This window comes from Mycolicibacterium arcueilense (assembly GCF_058536225.1).
In genome coordinates, this window is sequence record NZ_JBZTYL010000026.1 from 122,582 (window position 1) to 148,456 (window position 25,875).

Genomic DNA, 25,875 nt, shown 5'->3' on the forward strand with positions numbered 1-25,875 from the left:
GTTTGTCTAACTATCTCAATATGAACCAACCGCTGCACGGTCGCCGGATTCTGGTCACCGGCGGCGCCTCGGGTATTGGGGCGGCCGCCGTGGATGTGCTGAGTGCCGCGGGCGCCGACGTCGTGGCCACCTACCACCGGACTCCGCCGCCCGACGGAGCGACGGTGACCTGGCTACAGTGCGACCTGCGCGATGCGGCCGCGGTCGACGCCATGGTGACCTCGGCGGCACAGGCCATAGGCGGCCTCGACGTCCTGGTGCACGCGGCGGGCCTGTGGCAACCGGGCATCCCCGGGCAGATCGAGGTGGCCGAGATCGACTATCTGGTCGACACCAACCTCAAGGTCACCATCTTCGCCAACCAGGCCGCCTACGCGGCCATGCGCGGTTCCGGCGGACGCATCATCAACTTCGGCTCGGCCGAGGCGGTCATGGGCAGCGCCATCTCGGCCGTGTACGCGGCGACCAAGGGTGCGGTCCAGGCCTGGACGCGATCTGCGGCCAAGGCGTGGGCGGCGGACCGGGTGACGGTGAACGCGCTCGCGCCGGCAGTCGAGACTCCCGGCGCGGATCGGCTTCGGGAGTTCCTCGGCCCTGAGGTCGCGAAGCTCGTCGATCAGCAGATGAAGATGACGATCCCGTTGGGCGGTGCACTCGGGGACCCGGCCCGCGACCTGGGGCCGGTTCTGGTGTTCCTGGCCGGCGAGGGGGCGGCCTTCATCACCGGTCAGTTGATCGCTGTCGACGGCGGCCTGACGATGCTGGGTGGATAGGGCGAGAATCTTATTCTTGCTGTTTGTCGCTGATCGGTTGGGGTCCGACGTTGACGCGCAACCGGGGCTGTGGAAATCTACTATTCATAGATGAGAGGCGCATTCTCATACGCGTGGCTGGAACGGGAGCAACAGATGGCGATCGACCCAACGGGTATCGATTTTTTCCGCGATGAACGATTGGTCGACGACCCGTATCCGTTCTTCGAGGCGCTGCGGAACAAGTGCCCAGTCAGCCGGGAAGACCACTACAACGTGACCATGGTGACCGGCTGGGACGAAGCCGTGCAGGTCTACAACGACGAGGAGACCTTCTCGTCGTGCCTGTCGGTCACCGGGCCTTTCCCGGGGTTCCCGGTCCCGCTGGAAGGGCGCAGCGCCGAAGAGGTCACCGCGCTCATCGACAAGCATCGCAATGATCTGCCGTTCAGTGATCAGCTGCCGACGCTGGATCCGCCGACCCACACCGATCACCGCTCGCTGTTGATGCGGCTCATCACGCCCAAGCGCCTCAAAGAGAACGAGGACGCCATGTGGCAGTTGGCCGATGAAGTGCTCGACAGCTACCTGGCGCCCGGCGGGGGTGAGTTCATCAAGGGTTTCGCCGGTCCGTTCACACTGTTGGTGATCGCCGATCTCCTCGGTATCCCAGACGAGGATCGCGAAGCGTTCGTCAATGGCATCAAGCAGAATTCCGGCGGCGGCATCGGCAGCACCAGCAAGGAGTCGCTGTCCCACAGCCCGCTGGAGTTCCTCTACGGTCAGTTCTCTGATTACATCTCGGATCGCCGGGCCAACCCCCGCGACGATGTACTCACCGGTCTCGCCGAGGCGACCTTCCCCGACGGCAGCATCCCCGACGTCGGCGATGTCGCGAGGGTGGCGACCAACGTCTTCTCGGCCGGGCAGGAGACCACGGTGCGCCTGCTCAGCACCGCGCTGAAGGTCCTCGGTGAACAGCCGGAAATCCAGCAGCGGCTGCGCGCCGACCGCAGCCTGATCCCGAACTTCATCGAGGAAGCGCTGCGGATCGAGAGCCCGGTCAAGGGCGACTTCCGGCTGTCGCGTTGCCCGGTGACCATCGGTGAGACCGAGTTGACCGCGGGCACCACGGTGATGGTGCTCAACGGTGCGGCCAACCGCGACCCTCGCCGCTTCGAGGATCCCGACACCTTCGACCCGGCGCGCAAGAACGCCCGCCAGCACCTGGCTTTCGGTCGTGGCATCCACAGCTGCCCCGGCGCCCCGTTGGCACGCGCCGAGACCCGGGTCGGCCTCGAGCGCCTGTTGGACCGCACCACCGACATCCGCATCTCCGAGGCCAAGCACGGCTCGGACGGCGAACGGCGCTACAACTACATCCCGACGTTCATCCTGCGCGGGCTCACCGAGCTGCATCTGGAGTTCGACAGCTGATGAAGGTGCGGGTTGACGAGGACCGTTGTGCCGGCCACGGCATGTGCCTGACTCTGTGCCCCGAGGTCTTCGAGATGTCAGACGACGGTTGGGCCGTGGCCGACCCGGAAGAAGTTCCGGCCGGGCTGGAAGACGCCGCCCGCGAAGCGATACAGAACTGCCCGGAACGGGCGATCAGCGAAATCGACAACTAGAGAAAGAGATTCGCAATGGCATCTGCCAAGGGTTACGTCATCATCACCGAGGACATCAAAGACCCGGCCGGTATGGGTGAGTACGCCAAACTGGCGTCGAAGGCGATGGGCGGCGCAACCATCGTGGCCGTCGACCAGAAGCCCGAGGTGATCGAGGGCGCCTGGCACGGCACCCAGACCGTGGTGCTCGAGTTCGAATCCGTTGACGCCGCCCGCGAGTGGTACTACTCCGACGCCTACCAGGCGGCCGCCAAGGTCCGCCAAGGCGCCGCGGAGTGCAACGGCGTCATCCTCTCCGGCTTCCCCTCCTGATCGGGCGACCGCAGTGCGCTACAGCATCACGTACCCGATGCACACTCATCCGTACCATCCAGATCTGGTGAGTGGCAGCGGAGTTGCCGCGATGGCCGCTGCGGCCGAGGCTGCGGGTTTCGACGGCTTCGGATTCACCGACCATCCCGCTCCATCTCAGCGCTGGCTCGATGCGGGCGGCCACGACGCCTTGGACCCGTTCGTGGCCATGGCGTTCGCCGCGGCGCACACCACGACGCTGCGTCTGGTGCCCAACATCGTGGTGCTGCCGTATCGGAATCCCTTCGTGGTGGCGAAATCTGGTGCGAGTTTGGACCTGCTGTCCGGTGGCCGGTTCACGCTGGCCGTCGGAGTCGGTTATCTCAAGCGGGAATTCGCCGCGCTCGGCGTCTCCTTCGACGAGCGCGCTGCACTGTTCGACGAGGCCCTCGAGGTGATCCGTGGCATCTGGACCACCGATGACTACACCTTCGAGGGTAAGAACTTCAGCGCACGCGGTATCACCGCGCATCCGCGACCGGGGGCGACTCCGCATCCACCGATCTGGATCGGCGGCAACACGTCCGCGGCGCGGGCCCGGGTCGCCAAGCACGGCGACGGTTGGTGCCCGTTCGCCGCACCACCGGGCCTGGCCAAGACCGCAGGAACAGCCGCGATGGACTCGTTGGACGCCCTGGCCGCCGGCATCGAGGATCTACGGGCCCGGCTTACCGCGGTCGGTCGCGATCCCGCCGGAATCGACATCGTGTTCAACAACTTTGAAGGCGGTAACCCCGGCAGCGACGATTTCAACGCCGACGCGTACCTGGCCGGCGTGGACAAGCTTGCCGCACTCGGGGTCACCTGGCTCCACGTGGCCCTGCCCGGAGACAGCCTGGCCCATGCACTGGAGGCCACTGAGCAGTTCGGCAAGTCGGTAATCGCCGCCTAGCCAGGGCCGGGCGCGGGCCCGTGCCGGGCCGCCGATTTCGACGCTGGGGTCGTGGTTCTTCGCTCGACGCGACCCAGGTGTCGAAGACGGCGTAGTGGCAGGGGAACCTAAGCCGGCGTCAGTGCGCCGATCGGCGTCGTCGTGGTGGCGTGCACCAACAGCTCGGCGAGCTCACGTGGCCGGCTCAGGAACGGGGAGTGCGACGCGTCGATCGTGAGTTGCTCGACACCGAGACGTTTGGTCACCGTGTCGGCGAGCCATTGCGGCATCGAGCGATCCTGCAGGCAGCGGATGAAACTACGGGGGAGATCCGCCGCCCAGAACTGTGGCACCGACACCGGCGTGACCGTGGTATCACCGAACCGCTCCGGGCCGAGACGCTCGAAAGCCCAACGGGCCGTTGCCTCGTCGCAATCGTGGTAGAAGTAGCGCCACGCGCCGTCGAAGTCGGCGAAGTGCATCGCACCTTCGTCGTCGAAATGCAGATAGCCCAGCATCTCGCCGACATCACCATCGAACTCGCCGCCCAACTCATCGTCGGCCGAACGCATGGCCATGGCCTCGGGATACGTGCGGCCCTCCCTGGGCAGCGCCGCGGCCAGGTACACGATGTGGCCCACCAGTTCCGGGGCCGCATCGGCGGCGAGGGTGGCGTCGAACCCGCCGCCCGAATGCCCGACCAGCACATCCCCGGCTTGCATCACGTCGAGGATCGCGGCGCGCCGATTGGCCAGCGTGGACTCTTCGGCGACCCGGGCGCCGTGCCCGGGCAGATCTACCGCGACGCCGTCATGACCCAGACTCTGCAGCTCGGCGATGGTTCGCTCCCAGCACCAGGCAGCGTGAAAACCGCCGTGTACGAAGACGAACCGCACGCCTACTCGTCCACGATCGAGATGGCCTGGCGCGGGCACTGCCGAACCGCTTCGCGGATCTGCGCCTCGTTCTCCGGCGTCACATCCTCCTGAAGGATATGCAGGTAGTCCTGATCGTCGAGGTCGAACACCTCGGGGATGATCCCCATGCAGACCGCGTTGCTCTCGCAGATCTCGAAATCGACGTGAACCTTTTTCGCCATCACCGCAACACCCTCACCGGCACGTGCGAATAACCCGCCACATTCTGCATGTGAACCCGTTGCAGCTCATCCCATTTGACTTCGTAGCGAGGCATGAAATCGAGCAGCTTCTCCAAGGCGACGGCGCTCTCCATCCGGGCGAGTGCCGCCCCGAGACAGCTGTGGATGCCGTAGCCCAGCCCCAGGTTCTGGGCCTCCGTGCGGTCGCGGTCGATGTCGAAGGTATCGGCATCGGTGAACGCATCGGGATCGCGGTTGGCCGCCGCACTGATCAGGAAGACCGCCTTGCCCGCCGGAATGGTGCCGCTGGGCACGTGGGCGTCCTTGAGGGTGTAGCGGACGTTGTACTGCACCGGGCCCTCGAAGCGCAGCAACTCCTCGACAGCGGCCCCGACCTTCTCACGGTCATCGAGCAGTTTCTGCCACTGCTCGGGGTTGCGGGCGAAGAGCACCATCGCGGTGCCGACGAGCTTGGTGACGGTTTCCGCGCCCGCACCACCGAGAAGGGTGGCGAATCCGGTGATCTCGATGTCGTCGAGGCGGCGCATCTGGCCGTCTTCGCCGGGGATCTCCGCGGCGATGAGCCGACTGATCATGTCGTCCTGCGGGTTTTCCCGGCGCTTCTGAACCAGCCCGTAGTAGTAGATGCCGGTGTCGATGTTGGCCTGCATGCCGGCCTCGGAGTAGCCGATCTGCCCCGGCTCACGCGACAGGCTGGTGTCGATCCAATGCCGGACCTGCTGGCGGTATTCCGGGTCGACGCCGGCCATCCGGGTGATGACCTCGACCGGGAAGGGGCCGGAGAAGTCCTGGACGACGTCGAATTCGTCGGAGTCGATCAGGCCGAGGTGGTGGTCGATCTGTTCGACGACGGTGTCGCGCTGGGATTGGATCATGCGCGGGGTGAAAGCCTTGTTGAGCAGGCTGCGCATGTGCCGGTGATCGGGTGGGTCCATGAAGATGATCGACTTCTGCGGCGGCTCGTCGCTCTGGACCATGGCCAGATCGCAGCCACGCGACGAGGAGAACGCCTCGTGGTCCTTCAATGCTGCCGACACGTCCTCATGCCTTGTCAGGGCATAGAAGTCGGAGTCCTCGTTGTAATACAGCGGTGCGTCCTCGCGCATCCGGCGGTACATGTCGAACGGGTTGTTGAAGAACTCCTCGGAGAACGGATCGAAGATCACCTGGGCCTTGGTCATTGGGCTGGCTCCTCCTTCGCGGCGGGCTGGGCCGGAAGTGTCGTGACACGTTACGGGAAACTGTTGAACTGTAACGCTAACAGTAACTCTGTTGAGAGTGTTTGAAAAGCACAAAATGGGTGCTGATCAGGTCGTGACGTCCGATTGGGTTACCTGACGGCGGCGTCGAGGAGTCCCTCGAGCCGGCCGAGGTCGCTGTCCAGTTCAGAGGCTGTCCTGCGGACCACCGCGACGTCCTTGCCGATGAATTCGCCGACCCGATCGATGAAGGCGTCGGCCGAGCCGGTGGCGGCGATACCGCCAAGGGCACGGCTGGCCGCACTGCCGTGCGTGAGGGCGGTCAGCAGTGTCGCCTCGTCGATGCCAAGGCGATCGCCCAGGCGCACGCCCTCGGCCACGGCGCCGATCTGCGCGGCGAACAACGCGTTGTTCACCAGCTTCACCCGCTGCCCGGCGCCGACCGGGCCGACGTGCAGTACCGGATCGGCATAGGCCGTCAGCACCTCACGGGCGCGGGCCACCGCGTCGGTGTCACCACCCGCGAACACCGTGACGGTCCCGGCGGCGATGTCGTGCGGTCCGCCGCTGACCGGAGCGTCGATGACGGCGATGCCGCGCGCCGCCCCTCGCTCGGCGAGGGCCTCGGCGGTGCGAGGACTGCCGGTGGTGTGCAGCACGAGCACCGATCCTTCCGGCATCTCGTCGATCAGATCCGGGCAGAGTTCCCTGACCTGCTCATCGGTGAACACACAGACGATCGTCACGTCCGCGCCTGTGACCGCCGCGAGTGGCGAGCTCACCGGCTCAGCGCCGAGTTCGGCTACCGCGGCCCGCTTTTCGTCGTCGCGTCCCAATGCCCGCACCTGGTGCCCGGCACCCGCCAGGCGGCGCACCATCGGTGTGCCCATCCGGCCTGCTCCGATGAAACCGACGCGCATCAGCGGGGATGGTTCATGATGGCCAGGGCATTGTCCGCCGCATCAAACACCGCGCCCTGGGGAGCCGAGGCGTCATCGGCCAGGCTGGCGGCATGCCTGCAGTCCTTCTGCAGCAGCGCCCCGGCGATCGGTGCCAGGTTGTCCAGCGTCCCGCCGAACATCGCGATGCTGTTGAGTGCCTTGCTGGTGGCCGAACCGCGTGAGATCACCTCGCATAGTGCCTGACGCGGAACTCCCAGTGCCTCACCGAGTTCCAGCGCACTCATGGCCGCGCCCAGGTTGGCGCTGAACAGCAGGTTGTTGAGGATCTTGGCGACCTGGCCGGCGCCTACGCCGCCCAGGTGCACGATCGGGTCGGCGTAGGTGGCGAACACCGGACGCACGCGCTCGACAACGTCTTCGTCGCCGCCGACCATCACCAGCAGGGTGCCGGCCGAGGCAGCGGGTTCGCCACCGCTCACCGGGGCATCGATGACGGTGATTCCCTGGGCGGCGGCCTTTTCCGCGAGCTCGCGGCAGGTGTCGGGGTGCACGGTCGAGTGAATGGCGATGACCCCGCCCGGGGCCAGTCCGGCCAGCACGCCCGACTCGCCGTCGAGCACCTGACGGACGTCGTCGTCGCCGACCACGCACAGGCAGACCAGATCGCTGGCGGCAGCCAGTTCGGCGGGGGAGCCCGCGGTCTTGGCGCCGGTGTCGGCGAAGGGTTCCAGAGAGGCCGGGCGCCGGGCCCACAGGGTGGTCTCGAATCCGCCTTCCACGATCCGTCGCGCCATCGGCGCCCCCTGGCTGCCCAGCCCGATAAATCCGACTCGCATCAACCTGCCTCCACTTCCAGTTCGGTATTCACAGTGCCTTTCGCCGGCGCGAGGCCACGGTTGGCCACGCACTCATCGGCGAACGACAGCACCTTGCGGTGATAGGTATCGGCGGTCAGCCCCACGCTGAGGTTGTGTCCGCTGTCGGCCAGTTCGCCAGTTTCTATCCGCGGCGAGACGGTGAACATCGCACCGATCGCGGCCAGTGCCTCGGCATCGGACTCCCAGACGTTCTCGTACTCGCCCGCGAGGAACTGCACGGGCACGGTGGTCTGGCCGGCCAGTGCCGGAAACTCCTGCCGTGACCAGGTTTTGACGACATCACCCTCGTAGGCGGTGCCACCCGCAGACAATCCGGCGCCGATCACATCCGACGGATACAGCCGGGCCGGTTCCCACAACAGCTCGCGCAGACCGCGTGGCCTGTTCACAGGTGAGGCGTCCTTCAGCAACTCTTGAGCGGCCGGGTGATACCGGCGGCCGGTGCCGGCCAGTGACACACCGAGCACCTCGGGCCGCTGGACGGCCAGGTGCAGGGCCAATTCGCAGCCCATCGAATGGCCGAGGACGAACAGCTCAGCCGTACCGGCGATGCGCTGGATTGCCCCGAACGCCAACGCGACCCGCTGTTCGGGTCGCGCCATGGCGTCCGGGTAGGCCGCGGATGCACCGTAGCCAGGGCGGTCCAGCGCGATCACGGTGTACCCCTGGCCGACGGCGGTCCGCAACAGGGACAGCTCCGGGTGGCCGGGGCAGTCGAAGTAGGCCGACGTGGTGGCGCCGCCGTGCAATGCGACGACGACGGCGCGCGGGTCGGGGGACTCGGCGACCAGTGCCGACATCGGAACGCCATCGACCATCACCACTCTGGGGTGCGGATCGGCCTTGCTCGCCGTCGACGACATGACCTAGTCGTCCCTGCGCATCAGCAGCACGCCGCTGGGGGTCAGGCCGCCGCTGCTGGCCACGGCGACGCGCACATCCTTGACCTGACGTTCGCCGGCCTCGCCGCGCAGCTGGGTGACGGCCTCGTGGATCAGCCCCATCCCGTGGGTACGGCCGTGCGAGAGCTGCCCGCCGTGGGTGTTGAGCGGGATGATGCCGTCGCGGGCGATGTTGTGGCCGCCGTCGAGGAAGTCCTTGGCCTCGCCGATGCCGCAGAAGCCCAGCCCCTCCAGCCAGGACAGGCAGTTGAAGCTGAACCCGTCGTAGAGCTCGGCCACGTCGACATCGCTGGGGCGCAACGAGGTTCGCGACCACATATGTGCACTCTGCCCGAGCACCTGAGGCTCGTGGGTGAGCGTGGTCTGGTCCCAGTCGAGTCGTTCGATGATCTGGGTGCCGACGGCCTCGAACAGGATCGGCGGCTTGGCCAGATCGCGCGCAGCGTCCACAGCCGAGACAATGACAGCCACCGCACCGTCACACGGCACGTCGCAGTCGTACAGACCGAAGGGAGTGGTGATCATGCGGGCCGACAGGTAGTCGTCCATGGTCAGCGGATCGCGGTAGATGGCGGTCGGGTTCAGCGCCGCATTGGCGCGCTGATTGAGCGCGATCCAGCCGAGGGTCTCCCGCGTGGTGCCGTACCGGTCGAAGTGGCGACCGGCGTTCTGCGCCAACGTATGTGCCGCCGAGGTGGACCCGAACGGATGCTGCCAGTTGTCGCTGCGGCCACCCATCGGAGGGGACATCTTGCCCTCCTTGACCAGCTGGCCGAACGTCGCCTCCCACAACGTGCGGAAGCACAACACATGGCGCGCCATACCGGTGGCCACGGCCATCATCGCCGCGATCACCGAGCCGCCTGGGCCGAAGGTGTCCATGCCGCCGTTGATCCACGTCGGCCGGAGTCCGAGTGCGCCCTCCAGTGCGCTCACGCCGCCTTCGCCCATACCGGCGATCGCCAGGCCAGGGTAGGTGGACAGTCCATCGATGTCGTCGAACGTCAAACCGGCATCAGCGACCGCTTTTTCGGCGGCGTCGATCGTGAGTGCCAGCGGCGGCACCATCTGTCGACGACCGATCTTGGACATCCCGATCCCGGTGATGGCCGAGTGATCCTCGAATTTCTCCTTGGTCAGCATCGGCCGGACGTATTTGACGACGTCCTGGGGCGCGACGGGTTCGGCGACCGGCGGGGTTGAGGTGGTGTCGGACGACGGCTTGAACACCGGCAGCCAGACATCCTCGATGTGCTGGAACTCGACCTCGACCGGCATTCCTAGTTTTAAATCGTCCGGCTCGCAATCGACGATGTTGGTCGTCAGCCGGACCCGGGGATCCTCGGCGATGGCAACCTCGGCCACGACGTACGGCGGCGGCAGGTCGGGGAACCCGAAACGGTGATTGACCGTGAACCCGGCGAGCGATCCGCGCCCGGACACGTCGCGCACTCCCATGTTGCGGCTGCGGCAGTACCGGCAGACCGGCTGCGGCGGGTGGATGAGGGCGCTGCAGTCCTGGCACTCCTGGATTCGCAGCACCCCGTCGGCGCCCGCGGTCCAGAAATACTCGTTGAGCGTGGTGACCGTCGGGAGCGGACGTCCCGGTATCTGTGACAACTCGACTCCGGTGGTAAGCAGGTTATTCTGTGTGGAGAATCACGTTACCAGTTTCCGGGATCGGTGATCCAGCCTCTACCCATCCGAGACCTATCCGAGCCGGGTCAACCCGCCTCGCGTTCGGCCCGCGTGTCCTGCAATTCGATGATCGCGTGCACCGGGCAGTCCAGCAGGGCCCGTCGGACCGCGTCCTCGTCGGCTTCGGGGATGTTGCCGTCGCCCTCAAGCGAGGCGTAGCCCCAGTCGTCCAGCGGGAAGTACTCCGGTGCGTGCTTGGCGCACAACCCGAAGCCATCGCACAGCGTGCGATCAAGCTTGACCTTCATACCGCCACCACCGCCTCCACGGACTCCACTTCGTACGGCCGTGCGGCGGTGAAAGCACCGGAACGGCAGGTCTGACAGCCATTTTCGAGGTGGCGCTGCACGTGATCGGGGAACTGGGCCAGCAGGCTGGCTGCCACATTCGCCGCGCCGTCGAGCGTCGCGCAGGCGCCGCGGCCCCGCAGCACCACCGACCAGCGCTTCAGCCGATCGAGATCCTCTTGCGTCGCGTTACCGTCGCGCAGTCCGACCGCAACGGCCGCCATCGCGGCGGTCCCGTTGAAGCAGGACCCGCACTGGCCGGCGTTCTCCCGGTCGAAGTAGGCCAGCACCGAGGCCGCGACCGCGACCGGGCAGTCATCGGTGAGGATGCCGATCGCGCCGCAGCCCAACCCGCTGTTCAATGCCCGGACGGTCTCGTGATCCAGCGTAGCGTCGACGATGTCGCGGTTGACCAGCCCGGCGAAGTACCCACCCATCAAGGCCCCGCGGACGTTGTCGGGCGACACTCCGTGCAGGGTCAGCAGATCGGCGAATGCGATGCCGTGCGGAAGCTCGTACAGCGCGGGCGCCCGTCCGGCACCGGTGATCGTGGCCAGGAAGGTTCCGGGTGAGGCCTCGGTGCCCAACTCCCGGAACGTCCGGGCGCCGTGCTGGTGGAGGTACGCCAGGTGGGCCAGTGTCTCGACATTGCTGATCAGCGTCGGCTTCCCGTCCACCCCTTCCTCGAAAGGGCGTGGGGGCTTGTCGGTGGGTTTGGCCGGCCCGCCGTTGACCACGTGCACCGCGGCGGTTTCCTCGCCTGCCACGTAACCCGGTACGACGGTGAGTAGTTCGACCGTCACACCGTCCAGGTCGGCGGAGATTTCGTCGAGCGCGCGCTCAACACAGTCGGCTGCCGACGAATCCGATACGTACACGACGGCGCGGTCGGCGCCGACAATCCCGGCAGCGAGTCGCAGGCCGTCCAGCACGGCATGCGGGCGGTTGCGCAGCAACCAGCGGTCTTTGATCGAAGCCGGCTCACCCTCTTCACCGTTGGCGATCACGACTGTGCCTGAGGCATCCCGCCCGTTGTCGCGCACCGTCTGCAGCTTCACCGCCAAGGGAAAGGCCGCGCCACCCCGGCCCAGTAGCCCGCTGGCCTGAACCTCGGCCAGTAGGTGATCCGTATCGGCAAGGGCCCCATAGCCTCCGGACTGCCGATATTCCGCCAGGCTCTCCGGCCGGTCGCGGAGCAGGCGCGGGGTGATCCCCGGCCATACCGCGACGCTGAGTTCGGCTGTCATGGTCACATCCCGTCCCCGGTTAGGCTTACCGGCATGAGAACTGCGGTGGTGCGCGTCGGAGTCGACCCGGCTGGTGAGCTCGGTGCGGAGCAGCTGTCCGACGGCATGGCAACGCTTCGTGAGTTGCTGGGCGACCGGGGGGCCGAGGTGCTGGACAACCAGCTCGCCGAACTGCCCGGCCATCGCCGCGAGGTCGAGGTGTTGATCGCCGGCAACGATGCGCCAGAGCTGCAGGGCATCGCGATGGAACTGTGCGCCAAGGCATTTGGCACCAGTCCAACGGCGGGGGTGGTCACCTTCGTCAGCCGCGGCACCGATGAGGATGTCCGGGGTGTGCTGGCCGGGTTCGGCCTGACCGGTGAGATCGAGCGGACCGTCGACGAAGAAGGCTGGGACGTGGTGACGGTGACGCTGGACAAAGCCGATCTGGCTCGCATCCCGGAAAGCCGCGTCCACACCGCCCTTGAGGCTTCGTTGAACTGCGAGGTGCACATCCGGACGGTGTGACGGTTCGGCGGCACCGTCGTCACGAGGACCTCAGGAAGTCGATGATCGCCGGGGCCGCCTGCACCCAGGTGTCGAACAGGCAGAAGGTCTTACCGCCGCTTTGGGCGAATCTCTCGCCGGCCCGCTCCCAGGCGTCCTCGGGCCAGGGCGGGTCGATCAGCTCGGAACCCTTGATCAGGCAGCTCACTTCGAGTGAGGTGCGCTTGGGGTGATCCCAGTCGTTTTCGCCACCACGGATGATCAGGGTGGGAACGGTGATGTTGTCGAACATCTCATCGGGAACGCCCGGAATGGTCTGGCCGGGTTTCGACACGAACGCATTGAGCCACCGCAGCATGACTTTCAGGAACTCGTCGGCGTCGAGGTCGAGCAGGCGCTCCCGGTTCGCGGGGTTCTCCGCGATCCGTTCCCGCCATTCGGGCACGTTCAGCAATCCTTCGATTCCGAGCCCGCGGACTGCCAGGATGCTCGGGGTGACGTAGTGGCCGCCGAGTACGAACGATCCGTACACACCGCCGACGATGTTCCACACCACCAGCTTTCGAACGATCTCGGGATAGAGCATCGTCGTCAACATCGAATCCCGCGCCCCACCGGAGCCGCCGATGATAAAGCACGGCCCGATTTCGAGGGCGGTGATCAGCCGGTACAGCGTCTCGGCCCGCATGTGTGATTCGCTCTGCCCGTAGAACTGCACATCGGACTTGCCGCAGTTCGGCCGATCCCACAACAGCACCCGGTAGCCGCCCTCGACCAGGGCTTCCGCCAACGGCCGCAATCCCGGGATGTCCTTGCTGAACCGCCCACCTGGGGTCAGGGCGATGAAATCCCCGGTGTCGCCCAGGAGTTCGTACACGACGTTGCCGCCGTTGATCTCCATGATCTTCTCGCCCGGCGTGAGCTGCAGAACTGCCGCCAGAACCGTTGATTCGCTCGCAAGCTCGCTCATCAGGCCATCACCAACACATCTTCTCCAACCACACGGACCGGGTAGGTACGGATACTCCACTCCGGCTTCACCGCGGTGGTGCCGGTTGCCAACTCGAAACCCCATTGGTGCCAGGGACAGTAGATGAACTCCTTGTCGCGCACCATTACCGCGTCGCCGGGCACCTTGTCGTCGACCACCGTGCGCCCACGGGCACGACCGGAGCACAGCGGGCCGCCCTCGTGCGGACAGTAGTTGGCGATGGCGTAGAACGTGCCGTTGACGTTGTACACGCCGACACCGTGACGCCCGATCGGCACCAGTTTGTGTGTGCCGGGCGGGATTTCGTCGACGGTGGCGACGGCATGCTCACGCCCCTGCGCGAGTCGGGGACGCTTCGCGGGCTCGTTCATCAGAACACCCGGGCCTGTCCCTCGAGGACCGGGACGGTCTCGGGCAGCTTGTAGGTCTCGATGCCGTTGCGGAACATGATGGCCTCCCGCGCATGCTCGGGCAGGTGCTTGACCAGCCAGCGGGGATCGTCGAAAGTCCAGTGCGGGTAGTCGCTGGAATACAGCAGGATTTTCTCGCACTCCATCCACTCGAAGGCCCGCGACAGTTCGGTCTTGTCCTCGGGATAGTCCAGCGGCTGCGTCGAGAACTTGATGTGTTCCTTGACGTATTCACTCGGCTTGCGCTTGATGTCCATCCAGGATTTGCGCTTCTCATAGAGGGCATCCATGCGCCACATCAGCGGCAGGATCCAGGTGAAGGCGTGCTCGATGAACACGATGCGCAGCGTCGGGAACCGGTCGAACACCCCGTCGAAGATCAGGCTCATCACCTGATTGGCCGCGAGCAGCGAGTAACTCACCATGAAGTCGTGGTTGTAGCTGGGCAGTCCGACCGGCGGCGTCGGGAGGGTCTCGAACTCGCCACGCGACAGGTGGCAACTCACGGTGATGTCGTGCTTGGTGGCCGCGGCCCAGACCGGGTCGTACTTCGGGTCGCCCCACGACGGACGCGGCTCGGCCTTGATCAGAACCTGTGCCATATAGGGGTGTTCGGCCCACTGCTCGATCTCGGCCACAGCGGTCTGCGGTTCCTCGATCGCGACGCAGATCGATCCACGCCAGCGCTCGTGCCAGTTGTTGTGGCTGTCCAGCCAGTGGTTGGCCAGCCAGAGGTTGGTGGCTGTGCAGTAGGCCGCAGTGGCTTCACCGAGTCGTTGCTCGGAGTGCGTCGGCTCGAGAATGGCGATGTCGGAGCCAGCCTCCATGACGAGCTGGCGCAGCGCCATATCCGGGTCGCTGCAGGCGAATTCGCCATCCGGCGGGAAAGCATCCACCCGCATGGCAAAGGCGTGTGCGTAGTCCGGGGCGTCATAGTAGATCTGATCGCCGACCTTGTGGCTCAGAAAGTACTTGCTGCGCCAGGGCTCGGGGATGTACTCGATCAGCTCGCCGCGTCGCGGCATGGGGTGCACGTCGGAGTCGACGCAACGGACTGCGATCCGTTCGGCTGCGGGCACCCTAGGGTTGGTTGTGATGGACATCTGTACTGTGCCTCCCTCGAGTGCCTACTGCGCCGCGACCGCGGACGATGGGACCAGGTCTGCAAGAGCCTTGTCCAGGCCGTAAAGTCCGGCCGCGTTGCGCCACAACAACTTGTCGCGCTGTTCGGCGCTGAACGCGCTGGGGACCTCGGGCTCGTTCAGTTGCCAGTGCGGGTAGCTGGAGCCGAACATCACCATGTCTTCCTTGCCGGTGAAGCCGAACCACTCGCCGGCAAACTCGGTGTCACCTGGTCCGTCCAGTGCGCCCTGGACGAAGTACACGTGCCCGGGCAGATAGTCGCTGGGCATCTTGGGCGCCCACGGCGTCTGCTCCAGGTGGGGACGGCCGAAGCAGTCCATCCGCCACATGAACGGCGTCAACAGATCCGCGGCACCGTCGGCCCAGACGAACTTCAGCGTCGGCGTCCGCTCGAACACGCCCTCGGCGATCATGTTCATCAGGTGATAGATGTAGTTGAGCGCCATGAAGCCCAGGTACTGCTCATAGGTTCGGGTCTTGCCCGACGGGGTCGGCGCGAACTGGATGCCCGCCCCGCCCTCGATGTGCACGGCCACCGGGAGCCCGGCCTCGGCGGCGGCGTCCCACAGCGGCCAGAACTGCGGCTTGCCGTACAGCTCGCGGGACTGCATCGGGATGCCGATCTGCACGACGCGGGGGTGGTCCTTGTATTTGTCGATCTCGCGCAGGGCGCCGGCGATGTCGTCCGGGTTCACCCGGATGGTGCCGCGGAACCGCTCACCATGTTCGGCGTGTTCGAGCCAACGGGTCACCATCATGGCGTTGTGTGCGGCGGCCAGCGCCGAGCCGAGGTGGCGGTCGGGCATGATGCCGCGGGTCATCGGGTGCAGGATCGCGATGTCGACGCCCCGCTCGGTGAACAGATGCCGCGCGGCGATATCGGGATCGGAACCGGGGTACTGACGGTCCGGCCCCTTGGTGTCCTTGGCGTATTCGCCACCCGGTGCGCCGTACCAGTTCATCTCGTAATCGGGGAAGCCGCGGCTGGCGAACGGTTCCTTGAGGAAGTTCTGCCGCAGGTCCTTGTTGGATCCGAAGAAGACGTGAACGCTCGCGTCGATGACGGGCGTTCTCGCACCGCCGGGTTGCGCCGGGTCGTTGATTGCCAAGACTGTCCTCCGATGTTCGTCCGGGAACGAGCTGTGCACACCGCGATTGGCGACGTGCTTTCACGCCGGACCGTATCGCCAGTCTAGATCCATATTCTTCTATTGCAAGAACATAGTTCTCGGATGGCGACAGCGCTTACGCGCAGGTAGCTGCGGTGCTGGTCGGTCGCCTAGCGGCGAGCTTCGGAGAACGCCCACTTGCCAGAGGAGAATGTCACAACATAGAAAGAGAATGATATTCTCGTCCGAACGTGACAGTGCAGCAGGAGGCGGCGGGTGCTACTCGAATTCGATGCCGATCAGCGGCTATGGCAGGAAACCGTGCGCGATGCGGTGACCAAACAGTGCCCGGCCACGCTGGTCCGTGAGGTGGCCGAGCAGGGTGTCGATCCGACACCGCTGTGGCAGAGCTACATCGACCAGGGCTGGACTGAGCTCACCGACTCGGAGAACGCCGTCGAGTTGGCGATCGTGCTCGAAGAACTCGGTCGGGCCACAGATCTGACTCCCTACCTGGCGACCATGACGCAATACGCACCTCTGGCGGGGGACCGCTTCGACGCGGCCAAGGCCGGTGCTGCGGTCTACAGCGGTGTGACGGCTAACCGGGATGCCACCGGCTGGGTGCTGACCGGGACCGCCCGGCACGTGCTCGACGGCGACCGGGCGCAGAACCTCGCCGTGGTCACCGACGGTGGCGTGTTCCTGGTCGACGCGGCCAAGGTGGTCGTCGTTCGCAGCTCGATCTTCGATCCGGTGCTGCATGTGGCCGAAGTGTCGTTCGACAACGTGCACGTCGACGACACCGACCGCGTACACGTGGATACCGAGAAGGCGCACCACCTGGCCTTGACGGGGATGGCCATCACCATGGTCGGTGCCTGCCAGCGGGTCCTGGATCTGGCCCTCGAACACGTCAAGCAGCGTCAGCAGTTCGGAGTGGCAATCGGAACGTTCCAGGCCGTGCAGCACAAGGCCGTCGACATGCACGTCGCCATAGAAAGAGCACGGGCCTTGTCGTATTTCGCGGCGTTGACCATCGCGGCCGATGACCCGCGCCGGCGGTTGGCGTCGGCCATGGCCAAGGCCGCAGCCGGGGAATGTCAGGCAGTGGTGTTCCGCCACGGCCTGCAGTTGTTCGGCGCGATGGGCTTCACGTGGGAGAACGACGTGCAGTTCGCGCTCAAGCGGGCCAAGTCCGGCGAGCTGCTGTTGGGCGGCGCCGCCGAGCACCGCGCGTTGATCGCCGCCGAGTACCGCACGACCTACAGGGGACTGTAAATGCAGCTGACATACGATTCCGACGTCGAGGAGTTCCGCGCGGAGTTCTCCGCATTCCTCGATGCCAACCTTCCTTCGGAAGCCCAGACGCTGGAGCGGCCCCGGTCGGTGTCGCACATGCCGCAGTGGGCCCGTGACTGGCAGCGGCTGCTCTTCGACAACGGGTGGCTGCTGCCCGCGCAACCGCCCGAGTTCGGTGGGCGCAATGCCACCGTGGTGCAGACCTTCGTCCACCTCGATGAGCTGTGCCGGCGCCGGATCTATCACAGCTTCAACCCGCAGGGTGTCAACATCATTGCGGCATCACTGCTTTCGTTCGGTTCCGAAGAGCAGAAGCGTCGCTGGGCCGTGCCTGTGCTGCGCGGTGAGAAGACAGCATCGCTGGGTATGAGTGAGCCGAGCGCCGGTTCGGATCTCGCGTCGTTGCGCACCCGGGCTGTCCTCGATGGTGACCATTTCGTCGTCAACGGCCAGAAGGTGTGGACCTCGGGTGCCCATGACGCCGATTGGCTGCTGACCTTCGTGCGCACCGACCCGGATGCGCCGAAGCACAAGGGAATCAGCGTGTTGATCGTCCCGACCGACACTCCCGGTGTGGTGTGCCGGCCGTTCGCCGACATGACTGGCGAGGAGAACCTCGACTTCAACGAGGTCTTCTTCACCGACGCCAGGGTGCCCGCCGAGAACCTGGTCGGCCCGCTGAACGGCGGCTGGGGTGTGGCCAACGGCTCGCTCGGCCACGAGCGCACCATGATGTGGCTCGGTTTCGCCGACCGGATCGACAACATGCTGGCCGACTTTCATCCGCGCACAGAGCTGGAGCGCGACCAGTACGCCACCACGATCATGGACTACCAGGCCTTGCGGGCCATGGGATCTGCGGCGCTGGCCAAAGCGTCGCGCGGTGAGATGGACACGGCCTCGGTGTCGGTGCTCAAGCTGTTCGGGTCCGAGGCCGAGCGCAGCGCGTTCGAGAACGCGCTGACCGCCGCCGGTCCCGACGGATTGATCCACCCGGCCACGTCGGGCCCGTACGAGCACATGAACCTCGACCACTACTTCTCCAGCTGGTTCGAGCGCTACGCCCGGAGCTTCGGCGGCACGATCGCCGGTGGAACCTCGGAGATCCAGCGCAACATCATCGCGACCCAGGTGCTGGGCTTGCCGCGACGCTGAGCGGCTTTAGACCTCCAGCGTCACGCCAGAGTGGCTTCCGAGCTCGACAGCCATTCTGGCGTGACAGTGGAGGCGAGATACCCGGTGACGCGGAACAAAACTTAGGTTACAGTCGGCGTGATGCTCACGCTGCGCTTCGATATGCGTGCCCCGCATACTCCGGCGACCGACCTCTACGGTGTCGCGATCGACATGTGCGCCTGGGCCGAAACCCGGGGTGCGGTGATGACGGTGCTGTCCGAGCACCACGGCACCGCCGACGGGCACCTGGCCGCGCCGCACATCTTCGCCTCGGCGATCGCGGCCCGCACCAGCAGTCTGGCGATTCTGCTTGCTGCCGTGCCGATTCCGTTCTGGGATCCGGTCCGGCTGGCCGAGGAGATCTGTGCGCTGGACCTCATCAGTCGGGGTCGGGTCTCGTATGCATTCGGGATCGGGCACCGTGCCGAGGAGTACGAGCATTTCGGTGTGGACATGAGTGCCCGCGGCAAGCTGGCCGACGAGAAACTGACGCTGCTGCTGCGACTGCTGGCGGGGGAGACCGTCGAGCATGACGGCCGAAGGATCACGGTGACGCCCGGATGTGCAGGTCCGTCCGGACCGTACCTGCTGATCGCGGGCGGTAGCCGGGCCGCAGCGCGACGCGCGGCGCGGCACGGCCTCGGGTTCATCTCGCAGACGGCCGCCCCGGGGCTCAAGGAGTTCTACGAGGCCGAATGTCGGGCCAACGGCCACGAGCCCGGCGTGATCCAGTTCCCGGTACCGAACACACCCACCGCGATATTCGTGGCCGACGATCTGGACCGGGCGTGGGATGAGTTGGGTCCCTACCTTCTTCATGATGCGCGCACCGCGGCGTCCTACCGGCACGGTGACGATACGGTCGCCAGCATCTCGCGAGCCGATGACGTGGCGGCACTGCGGCAAGCCGGCGGGCCGTACCAGATCCTGACCATCGACGAGGCTGCCGGTTACGTCCGGAACGGCAGGCCACTACCGCTGCTGCCGCTGTGTGGCGGGTTGCCGCCGGATGTCGCCTGGTCCTACCTCGAGCGGGCGGCCATGGTGGCCGAACGCCAATGAGCAGTCGCCACCGAGAGGAGTGCGTCATGGGAAGGACTTTGCGGACCGTCGTCTGGGCAACCGGCGGTGTCGGGTCGATCGCGATCGACGCGGTCACCCAGCGCCCTGATCTCGAACTGGTCGGCGTCTGGGTGCACTCGGCGGCGAAGGTCGGCCGCGACGCGGGTGAGCTGGCCGGACGGCCGGCGCTCGGGATAACCGCCACCGACGATGCCGATGCGCTGATCGCGTTGTCACCCGACTGCGTGGTGTACGCGGCGAGCGGGCCGGACCGCGACGCCGGCGCGGTGCCGGACTATCTGCGACTGTTGAACGCCGGAATCAACGTCGTCTCAACGACATCGACGGCACTGGTGTACCCACCGGCGTACTACTCGGCAGAATGGCGAGACCAGCTGGAAGCCGCGGCCAAGGCCGGGAACTCGTCGTTCTATGCGTCGGGCGTATTTCCCGGATTTGCCTCGGATCAGTTGGCACTCATGCTGGCGACGCAGTCGAAGAAGATCGACCGTGTCACCGTGACCGAGGTGTCCCTCAACGACCACTACCCGGTGGCCGACGTGATGATGGACGGGATGGGTTTCGGACGCCCACTGGATTTCGAACCGATGCTGAAGACCCCCGGCTTCATCGAGATGGCGTGGAAGGCCCCGATTCATCTGATGGCCGACGCGCTGGGCGCCGAGGTGTCCGAGATCCGCGGATCGCTCGACCGGCGGATCACCGACCGCGACATCGAGGTGGCGTTCGGGACCATCGTCGCGGGAACTTGCGGTGCCGTGTGCACACGCGCTGCCGGCGTGGTGAACGGCCGCGAGGCCATCGTGATCGAGCACATCATCCGGATGTCGCGGGACGTCGCACTCGACTGGCCGGCGTCAGAATTCGACGCCACCTATCGGGTGGACATCGAGGGAGATCCCGATGTCCACTGCGTGATGAACCTGGGGGAGGCCGAGGGGCACGGCGCCGGGCAGGCAGCCATGGCGGCCACCGCGATGCGGGTGGTCAATGCGATTCCCTACGTCGTCGACGCACCCGCAGGCTTGTTGAGCTCACTCGACATACCGAATACGTTGCCGCGACACGCTTTCGACTAGCCCGCAGTCAGGGCGCGACGACACCGCGCAGGCTCGTATCCCGCACATGGATCTGCGCTGCCCGGGTACCCAACTGCCGCAGGATGTTCTCGGGGATCCAGCCCACGCCGATGACCGTCCGGGCCAGCATCTCGTTCGACGGACTGTCGATGCTGATCTCCCCGGCCTTGATGGCCTCGGAGAGAAGCGATTTCACTTGTTTGACCCGCTTGGTGAACAGCCAGCCCGGGTTGGGGGTATCAGGGGGCGACTGACGCATCCAGGCCAGCTGGATCCGGAACTCGTCGCCGAACTGGTCCAGCGCATTGGTGTGGATCCAACTCAACGCATCGAGTTTCTCCACTGTCGCGCCCTCGGAGCGGAGAACCTCCGTCCAGCCGACCGCGATCTTCTCGCCGAACGACTGCATGATGGCTGCGAGCAGTTCGTCCTTCGACCCGATCAGCCGGTAGACGGTGCCGGTACCCATGCCTGCCGCGGAGGCGATGTCGCGCACGGTCGTGCTCTCGTAGCCGCGACGGCCGAACTCCGCCCGCGCGACGGCGCGGATATGAGCGGTCTTGTCGTCGGCCTCGGAGCGGGCTTCCTCGATCCAGGTGCGCACCACCGCGTCGGCCGCCGCGAACGGGACGGACTTGTCGAGTTCGGCGTCGGTGGGCCGCCCGGTGGACAAGCCCTCCAACAGAATCCGGCACAGCAGGGTGGCGACCTTCTCCGGTGCGGCATTGTGGCGCATGACGTCGAGGCCGACCTGCAGCATGGTCTGGCAGATCCGGTCGGCCAGAACGGCCAGATCGATATCCGAGCGCAGGTAGCCGGCCCAGCGGGCGGCTCGCAACGTCTGCTGCATGGCATCGAGCGTCGCAGTCGGACGGCGTTGCGCCAGGGCGACGAGGTCGGGGTTCGAACTCGGGCTCTCGTAGAACGACATCTGAAGCGCGGCACGGTGCGCGACGGCGCACCGCGCGATATCCGAGCCGAGTTCGGCGATACGGTCGAACGGCGACGCCGGATCGGGACCGTCCAGCCGGCTCTGGGCCTGCCCGGCAATGCGGTCGAGATCCTCGTGATACCGCGCGAGCAGTTCGACCAGGATGGCTTCCTTGGATTCGAAATGGTGATAGAGGCTGCCCGGAAGAATTCCGGCCGCGTCGGCGATCTCCTGCAGCGACGTGCGAAGGCCCGACGTGGCGATCAACGATGCGGCGGTCTGGAGGATCTCGGTGCGGCGCGTGCGATCCTCAGCTGCGGAGCCGGCGTCGGTTGCGCGACCTGGGGTGCGCTTGAGCGTCTTGCGCTCCCCAGGCGTTACCTGGGGACTGCCCACAGCGGCTCCACGATGATTGCTGGCTCCCGTCATACGTTTTGAGTCACTGACCCAATATTTGGTTAGAGGCTACCAGAACGGCGCTGGTGGGCTGGGGATCCCGCGTGGCCGGATGGCCCGGTTCAGGGCCGGTACTGGCGTGGCGGGCGGAGGCGCCGATTGCGCCGGCGGCGGCACCGCCACAGAGCTCATGCGGTGACGCCGAGCCGCTCGGTAACCGCGAACACCTCGTCGTAGATCGACCCCGGAACGGTGAACGGCTCTGTCGCAGCCACTTCCGACAGATGAGCGGCGACATCGTCGGCGGTCGGGTTGCTGTCGGCGGGTGCCAGCCAGCCCTCACCCAGCCCGACGAACACCCGGGCGAACCGGCCGGCGCAGGCAGAGAAGTTCTGATGACTGAACTCGCAGTCTCGGCTGGCCAGGTACGCCACCAGGGGTGCCACCAGCTCAGGCCGGATCGCCTTGAAGAAGCCGTTGTCCTCAAGCGCTTTCGGATCGCCGAGCGTTTCGGTGACCATCCTGGAGATACCGAACGGCAGTACGGTGTTGGCCAGGATTCCGTGCGGTGCGCCCTCGAGCGCGATCACATTGGCGAGGCCGACCAGGCCCGCCTTGGCCGCAGCGTAATGGGCTTCGAGGTGCTGACCGAACATCCCTGCCGACGAGGCGATGAACACGAACCGGCCGTAGCCCTGGTTCTTCATCACCCGGAACGCAGGCTGGGACAGATAGAAGCCGCCGTCGAGGTGCACTCGCAGCATGCGACGCCAGTCTTCGGCGGAGAGCTCGTCGAACGGGATGCTGTTGAAGATGCCCGCGTTGCTGACCACGGCGTCGAGCCGACCGAACTGTTCGACGGCGGTGCGCACGATCGCCTCGCCACCTTCGGGACTGTCGACCGAATCGTAGGACGCCACCGCGGTACCGCCGGAGGCGACGATCTCGCCGACAACCTGATCGGCCACCGCGACGTCCGAACCGTCGCCGGACATGGACCCGCCCAGGTCGTTGACCACCACTGCGGCGCCACGCCGTGCCAGCTCGAGGGCGTATACCCGGCCGAGGCCGCGTCCGGCACCGGTCACCACCGCGACCTGGTCGTTGAAGTCGATCACTTTGTAGCCCTTGCCAGTTGATGTTCCGGGTCGGTTCATTGACTCCGGTCGGCCCGAACTCTACGGTGGAACAGATATTTGGTCAACGACGCGCGGATGCGGAGGTGTCAGGTGCCCGATGGCGGTGACGACGGCCGGTTCGCCGGGTTGGGCATGCTGGCGTCCGCCCTCGCGGATCGCCCGGTCGCGGTGACCGCGACCGCCCCAGGTGCCGCGCCGTGGACCGACGGACAGACCGTGTTCATCGACCCCTCGGCATCCGCCCGCATTCGGCTGGAATCGGTAGCCGTGCAGGCGTCACTGATCGCGGCGGGCAGCCTGGACCCCGAGGTGGTCGGCATGCTGATCCGGCATCGGCGGGTGGCCAGGCGCTACCTGGCAGTGGAGGGCCACCGGGCGTTGCTTTCGAATGCCGCCTTTCTGCCAAATGCCCTGGCTACGTTGGCGGATCGACACGTCGGTGCGCGCAGCGATTCACCCGCTGCGTCCCTGGCGATCGCGCGCGGAAAGGGTGCGTTACCCGATCCGCCGGCGGGATTCGGTGCGATCCAGGCCAGGAAGGTCCTGGCGGCGTGCGCGGCGGCCAAGCCGGCCGAGGAGCAGCAGGTGGCACATGTGCCGCGGCGCGATGACAAGAGGGAACTGGAGGAACTCGATCCTGACGACGTCGACGACTCCGATGATCCCGATCTGTTCTCCAGCCCCGTCGGTGGGGGTGGGGCCATCGGAAAATGGCTCAAGAAACTCTTGGCGTCGTCGCGCAAGTCGGGTGGCAGCGGTGAGGGACCGCCCGGCGCCGATTCGCCGACGCACCGAACCAACTCGACGAAACGCGGGGCGCACGCGGTCTCCTCGCTGGCCACGGTGTCGTCGGAGGAAATCGTCGACGTCAAGACCGACGGGGTGAAGTATCCGGAGTGGAACGCCGAACGCCGGGTCTATCGACCCGACTGGTGCACCGTCCGCGAGGCTGACCCGCAGATCAAGCCGCACGCGACCCAGCAGATCGAGGATGCGATCAGCGTGCGGCGCCCCCTGGCACGTCTCGGCATGGGACTGCACCGGCGTCATCGGCAACCGCAGGGCGACGACATCGACATCGACGCCGCGCTGGAGGCTCGCGTCGAAGTCCGGGCCGGATCGGTGCCCGACGAGAACGTCTACCTGGACAGTCTGCGCCGCCGGCGGGATCTGTCGGTGCTGTTGCTGTTGGACATCTCCGGTTCGGCCGCTGAGCCGGGCACCGTCGGGCGCACTGTGCATCAACAGCAGCGCACGGCAGTCGCCCATCTGATGGTGGCGCTCCACGACCTCGGGGACCGGGTGTCGCTGTATGCCTATTACTCCCAGGGCCGGTCGGCGGTGACCATGGTTCCGGTGAAACGGTTCGATGACCACCTGGATGCGCAGGTGTTCCGGCGACTGAACAGCCTTGAACCGGGTGCATATTCGCGTCTCGGAGCGGCGATCCGGCATGGTTCGGCGGTCTTGGAGGAGCGCGGTGGCACCTCGCGGCGGTTACTGGTCGTGCTGTCTGACGGACTGGCCTACGACCACGGCTATGAACGCGCCTACGGCGCCGCCGATGCCAGGCGCGCCTTGACCGAGGCGCGGCACCGGGGGACCGGCTGCGTATGTCTGACCATCGGCGCCAGCACCGACGCGGGGTCGTTGCGTCGGGTGTTCGGGAGTGCCGCTCACGCCACCATCTCCGGTCCCGATCAGCTCGCCGGCGTGATCGGGCCGGTGTTCCGCTCCGCGATTCGTTCCGGCGAGGTTCGTCGCCGAGTGTCGTGATGGCAAGTCCCAGAATGTCATTGGGTCTGACCGGATATGTCGAGCTTCGTTATGAAGAATGGTTGAAACAAACATCTGTTCCGCGATAGGCTCGCTTCCGTACCGCAGCGTTGCGGCTACGACGAAAGGTGTGTTGATGGCCAACGAGTCCGGGCTCGCTCACCAGAACGGCGCCAGTTCACAGGCTCTGAGTGCACGTCCCTATTACCGACCGGTCGGCAACGAGGAGATCGTGTTCAAGGCGGCCTACCGCCAGGGTCTTTCGCTGGTCCTGAAGGGGCCGACGGGGTGCGGCAAGACGCGCTTCGTCGAGGCGATGGCTCACGATCTCGGCCGCCCGCTGATCACCGTCTCCTGCCATGACGACCTCACCACCGCTGACCTCGTGGGTCGGTATCTGTTACGCGGCGACGAGACGGTGTGGGTGGACGGGCCGCTGACCCGCGCCGTGCGGGAAGGCGCGATCTGCTACCTGGACGAGGTGGTCGAAGCCCGGCAGGACACCACGGTGGTGTTGCACCCTCTGTCCGACTACCGGCGCCAGCTGCCCATCGAACGTCTCGGCATCACGCTCGATGCGGCACCGGGATTCGGTCTGGTCATGTCCTACAACCCGGGCTACCAGAGTGTCCTCAAAGACCTCAAGGATTCGACGCGTCAACGGATGGTGGCCATCGAGTTCGGTTTTCCGGATCCCGATGTCGAAGAGGGGATCATCGCTCACGAGGCGGGCGTGGATCATGCCACGGCTGTCGAGTTGGTGCGGTTCGGCCAGGCTATCCGGCGCCTGGAGACCGGCGGCCTGCGTGAGGTCGCATCGACCCGAGTGTTGATCGCGGCGGGACGGCTCATCGCCGAAGGCCTGCCGATCGCGGTGGCGGCCAGGGTGGCGGTCGCGGGACCGCTGACCGATGACGTTGCGGTAGGCCGCGGTCTGCACGAGTTGATCGACGTCTACCTGGGCGGATCCGCATCCAGTGATTGACGGTGTGCCCGGCCGCCATTAGTGTCTGAAC

The 25,875-nt window shown here is 66.1% G+C and carries 27 protein-coding genes; 12 read left to right on the forward strand and 15 right to left on the reverse strand.

What is annotated here, in order from left to right; genetic code table 11:
* Positions 1-20 precede the first annotated feature (20 nt).
* The 5 genes from AC4LGL_RS24795 (at position 21) to AC4LGL_RS24815 (ending at position 3,626) form a co-directional block, all read left to right on the forward strand.
* A complete protein-coding gene (locus tag AC4LGL_RS24795) occupies positions 21-773 on the forward strand; it encodes an SDR family NAD(P)-dependent oxidoreductase (RefSeq protein WP_491841082.1) in 753 nt (250 codons plus the stop codon).
* A 135-nt stretch (positions 774-908) separates the two neighbouring features.
* Complete coding sequence (locus tag AC4LGL_RS24800) at positions 909-2,189, forward strand: cytochrome P450 (RefSeq protein ID WP_491841392.1); 1,281 nt, start codon at positions 909-911, stop codon at positions 2,187-2,189.
* Entirely contained in the window at positions 2,189-2,383 is a 195-nt protein-coding gene (locus tag AC4LGL_RS24805) for a ferredoxin (RefSeq protein ID WP_055115949.1), read from the forward strand. Before AC4LGL_RS24800 ends, AC4LGL_RS24805 begins: the two co-directional genes overlap by 1 nt.
* Before the next feature lie 15 nt (positions 2,384-2,398).
* On the forward strand, positions 2,399-2,695 hold the full coding sequence (locus tag AC4LGL_RS24810; RefSeq protein WP_003880116.1) for a DUF1330 domain-containing protein: 297 nt from the start codon (positions 2,399-2,401) through the stop codon (positions 2,693-2,695).
* A 37-nt stretch (positions 2,696-2,732) separates the two neighbouring features.
* Positions 2,733-3,626, forward strand: a complete 894-nt coding sequence (locus AC4LGL_RS24815) for an LLM class F420-dependent oxidoreductase (RefSeq protein WP_491841083.1) — start codon at positions 2,733-2,735, stop codon at positions 3,624-3,626.
* A 107-nt stretch (positions 3,627-3,733) separates the two neighbouring features.
* On the opposite strand, the gene AC4LGL_RS24820 is transcribed toward AC4LGL_RS24815, so the two are convergent.
* The 9 genes from AC4LGL_RS24820 to AC4LGL_RS24860 form a co-directional block, all read right to left on the reverse strand.
* Positions 3,734-4,501: an alpha/beta fold hydrolase gene (locus AC4LGL_RS24820; protein ID WP_491841084.1), complete on the reverse strand. Its 768-nt coding sequence runs from the start codon at positions 4,499-4,501 to the stop codon at positions 3,734-3,736.
* Positions 4,502-4,503: 2 nt separating this feature from the next.
* A complete protein-coding gene (locus AC4LGL_RS24825; protein ID WP_055115942.1) occupies positions 4,504-4,704 on the reverse strand; it encodes a ferredoxin in 201 nt (66 codons plus the stop codon).
* Entirely contained in the window at positions 4,704-5,906 is a 1,203-nt protein-coding gene (locus AC4LGL_RS24830) for a cytochrome P450 (protein WP_491841085.1), read from the reverse strand. Before AC4LGL_RS24830 ends, AC4LGL_RS24825 begins: the two co-directional genes overlap by 1 nt.
* Before the next feature lie 149 nt (positions 5,907-6,055).
* Positions 6,056-6,844 (reverse strand): NAD(P)-dependent oxidoreductase, encoded by a 789-nt coding sequence (locus AC4LGL_RS24835; RefSeq protein WP_491841086.1) that lies wholly within the window; start codon positions 6,842-6,844, stop codon positions 6,056-6,058.
* Positions 6,844-7,662 carry an NAD(P)-dependent oxidoreductase gene (locus AC4LGL_RS24840; RefSeq protein ID WP_491841087.1) on the reverse strand — a complete coding sequence of 273 codons (819 nt, stop codon included), beginning with the start codon at positions 7,660-7,662 and terminating at the stop codon, positions 6,844-6,846. Before AC4LGL_RS24840 ends, AC4LGL_RS24835 begins: the two co-directional genes overlap by 1 nt.
* Positions 7,662-8,567: an alpha/beta fold hydrolase gene (locus tag AC4LGL_RS24845; protein ID WP_491841088.1), complete on the reverse strand. Its 906-nt coding sequence runs from the start codon at positions 8,565-8,567 to the stop codon at positions 7,662-7,664. Before AC4LGL_RS24845 ends, AC4LGL_RS24840 begins: the two co-directional genes overlap by 1 nt.
* A 3-nt stretch (positions 8,568-8,570) precedes the next feature.
* Complete coding sequence (locus tag AC4LGL_RS24850; RefSeq protein ID WP_491841089.1) at positions 8,571-10,226, reverse strand: thiolase C-terminal domain-containing protein; 1,656 nt, start codon at positions 10,224-10,226, stop codon at positions 8,571-8,573.
* Between the two features lie 104 nt (positions 10,227-10,330).
* Positions 10,331-10,552: a ferredoxin gene (locus AC4LGL_RS24855; protein WP_491841090.1), complete on the reverse strand. Its 222-nt coding sequence runs from the start codon at positions 10,550-10,552 to the stop codon at positions 10,331-10,333.
* A complete protein-coding gene (locus tag AC4LGL_RS24860) occupies positions 10,549-11,838 on the reverse strand; it encodes an NADH-ubiquinone oxidoreductase-F iron-sulfur binding region domain-containing protein (protein ID WP_491841091.1) in 1,290 nt (429 codons plus the stop codon). The genes AC4LGL_RS24855 and AC4LGL_RS24860 overlap by 4 nt, the downstream gene beginning before the upstream one ends.
* A 33-nt stretch (positions 11,839-11,871) precedes the next feature.
* Here AC4LGL_RS24860 and AC4LGL_RS24865 point away from each other — a divergent pair, with 33 nt between their 5' ends.
* The gene (locus AC4LGL_RS24865) at positions 11,872-12,345 is read left to right on the forward strand and encodes a hypothetical protein (RefSeq protein ID WP_491841092.1); all 474 of its coding nucleotides are present in this window, start codon (positions 11,872-11,874) and stop codon (positions 12,343-12,345) included.
* 19 nt (positions 12,346-12,364) lie between these two features.
* Here AC4LGL_RS24865 and AC4LGL_RS24870 read toward each other — a convergent pair whose 3' ends face one another.
* The 4 genes from AC4LGL_RS24870 to AC4LGL_RS24885 are packed head-to-tail and all read right to left on the reverse strand — an operon-like array spanning position 12,365 to position 15,977.
* Complete coding sequence (locus AC4LGL_RS24870) at positions 12,365-13,294, reverse strand: alpha/beta fold hydrolase (protein ID WP_491841093.1); 930 nt, start codon at positions 13,292-13,294, stop codon at positions 12,365-12,367.
* Complete coding sequence (locus AC4LGL_RS24875; protein ID WP_491841094.1) at positions 13,294-13,686, reverse strand: Rieske (2Fe-2S) protein; 393 nt, start codon at positions 13,684-13,686, stop codon at positions 13,294-13,296. The genes AC4LGL_RS24870 and AC4LGL_RS24875 overlap by 1 nt, the downstream gene beginning before the upstream one ends.
* Complete coding sequence (locus AC4LGL_RS24880) at positions 13,686-14,828, reverse strand: amidohydrolase family protein (RefSeq protein ID WP_491841095.1); 1,143 nt, start codon at positions 14,826-14,828, stop codon at positions 13,686-13,688. Before AC4LGL_RS24880 ends, AC4LGL_RS24875 begins: the two co-directional genes overlap by 1 nt.
* A 24-nt stretch (positions 14,829-14,852) precedes the next feature.
* Positions 14,853-15,977, reverse strand: coding sequence for an amidohydrolase family protein (locus AC4LGL_RS24885; protein ID WP_491841096.1), 1,125 nt, complete (start codon positions 15,975-15,977; stop codon positions 14,853-14,855).
* Between the two features lie 276 nt (positions 15,978-16,253).
* Between AC4LGL_RS24885 and AC4LGL_RS24890 the strand changes: the two genes are divergently transcribed.
* The 4 genes from AC4LGL_RS24890 to AC4LGL_RS24905 all read left to right on the forward strand — a co-directional run bounded on the left by AC4LGL_RS24890 (position 16,254) and on the right by AC4LGL_RS24905 (position 20,617).
* Positions 16,254-17,258, forward strand: a complete 1,005-nt coding sequence (locus tag AC4LGL_RS24890; RefSeq protein WP_491841097.1) for an acyl-CoA dehydrogenase family protein — start codon at positions 16,254-16,256, stop codon at positions 17,256-17,258.
* The gene (locus AC4LGL_RS24895; RefSeq protein WP_055115917.1) at positions 17,259-18,434 is read left to right on the forward strand and encodes an acyl-CoA dehydrogenase family protein; all 1,176 of its coding nucleotides are present in this window, start codon (positions 17,259-17,261) and stop codon (positions 18,432-18,434) included. It begins immediately after the preceding gene.
* Between the two features lie 120 nt (positions 18,435-18,554).
* Positions 18,555-19,517, forward strand: coding sequence for an LLM class flavin-dependent oxidoreductase (locus tag AC4LGL_RS24900; protein ID WP_491841098.1), 963 nt, complete (start codon positions 18,555-18,557; stop codon positions 19,515-19,517).
* A gap of 26 nt (positions 19,518-19,543) precedes the next feature.
* Positions 19,544-20,617 carry an NAD(P)H-dependent amine dehydrogenase family protein gene (locus AC4LGL_RS24905; protein WP_491841099.1) on the forward strand — a complete coding sequence of 358 codons (1,074 nt, stop codon included), beginning with the start codon at positions 19,544-19,546 and terminating at the stop codon, positions 20,615-20,617.
* A 7-nt stretch (positions 20,618-20,624) separates the two neighbouring features.
* Here the strand turns inward: AC4LGL_RS24905 and AC4LGL_RS24910 are convergent, their stop codons facing one another.
* Both AC4LGL_RS24910 and AC4LGL_RS24915 read right to left on the reverse strand, forming a co-directional pair.
* The gene (locus AC4LGL_RS24910) at positions 20,625-21,944 is read right to left on the reverse strand and encodes a TetR/AcrR family transcriptional regulator (protein ID WP_491841100.1); all 1,320 of its coding nucleotides are present in this window, start codon (positions 21,942-21,944) and stop codon (positions 20,625-20,627) included.
* Between the two features lie 188 nt (positions 21,945-22,132).
* Positions 22,133-23,062: an SDR family NAD(P)-dependent oxidoreductase gene (locus AC4LGL_RS24915; RefSeq protein ID WP_491841101.1), complete on the reverse strand. Its 930-nt coding sequence runs from the start codon at positions 23,060-23,062 to the stop codon at positions 22,133-22,135.
* A 96-nt stretch (positions 23,063-23,158) separates the two neighbouring features.
* Between AC4LGL_RS24915 and AC4LGL_RS24920 the strand changes: the two genes are divergently transcribed.
* Together AC4LGL_RS24920 and AC4LGL_RS24925 are read left to right on the forward strand one after the other, a co-directional pair.
* The gene (locus tag AC4LGL_RS24920) at positions 23,159-24,859 is read left to right on the forward strand and encodes a nitric oxide reductase activation protein NorD (RefSeq protein ID WP_491841102.1); all 1,701 of its coding nucleotides are present in this window, start codon (positions 23,159-23,161) and stop codon (positions 24,857-24,859) included.
* A 136-nt stretch (positions 24,860-24,995) separates the two neighbouring features.
* The gene (locus AC4LGL_RS24925) at positions 24,996-25,844 is read left to right on the forward strand and encodes a CbbQ/NirQ/NorQ/GpvN family protein (RefSeq protein ID WP_491841103.1); all 849 of its coding nucleotides are present in this window, start codon (positions 24,996-24,998) and stop codon (positions 25,842-25,844) included.
* Positions 25,845-25,875 lie beyond the last annotated feature (31 nt).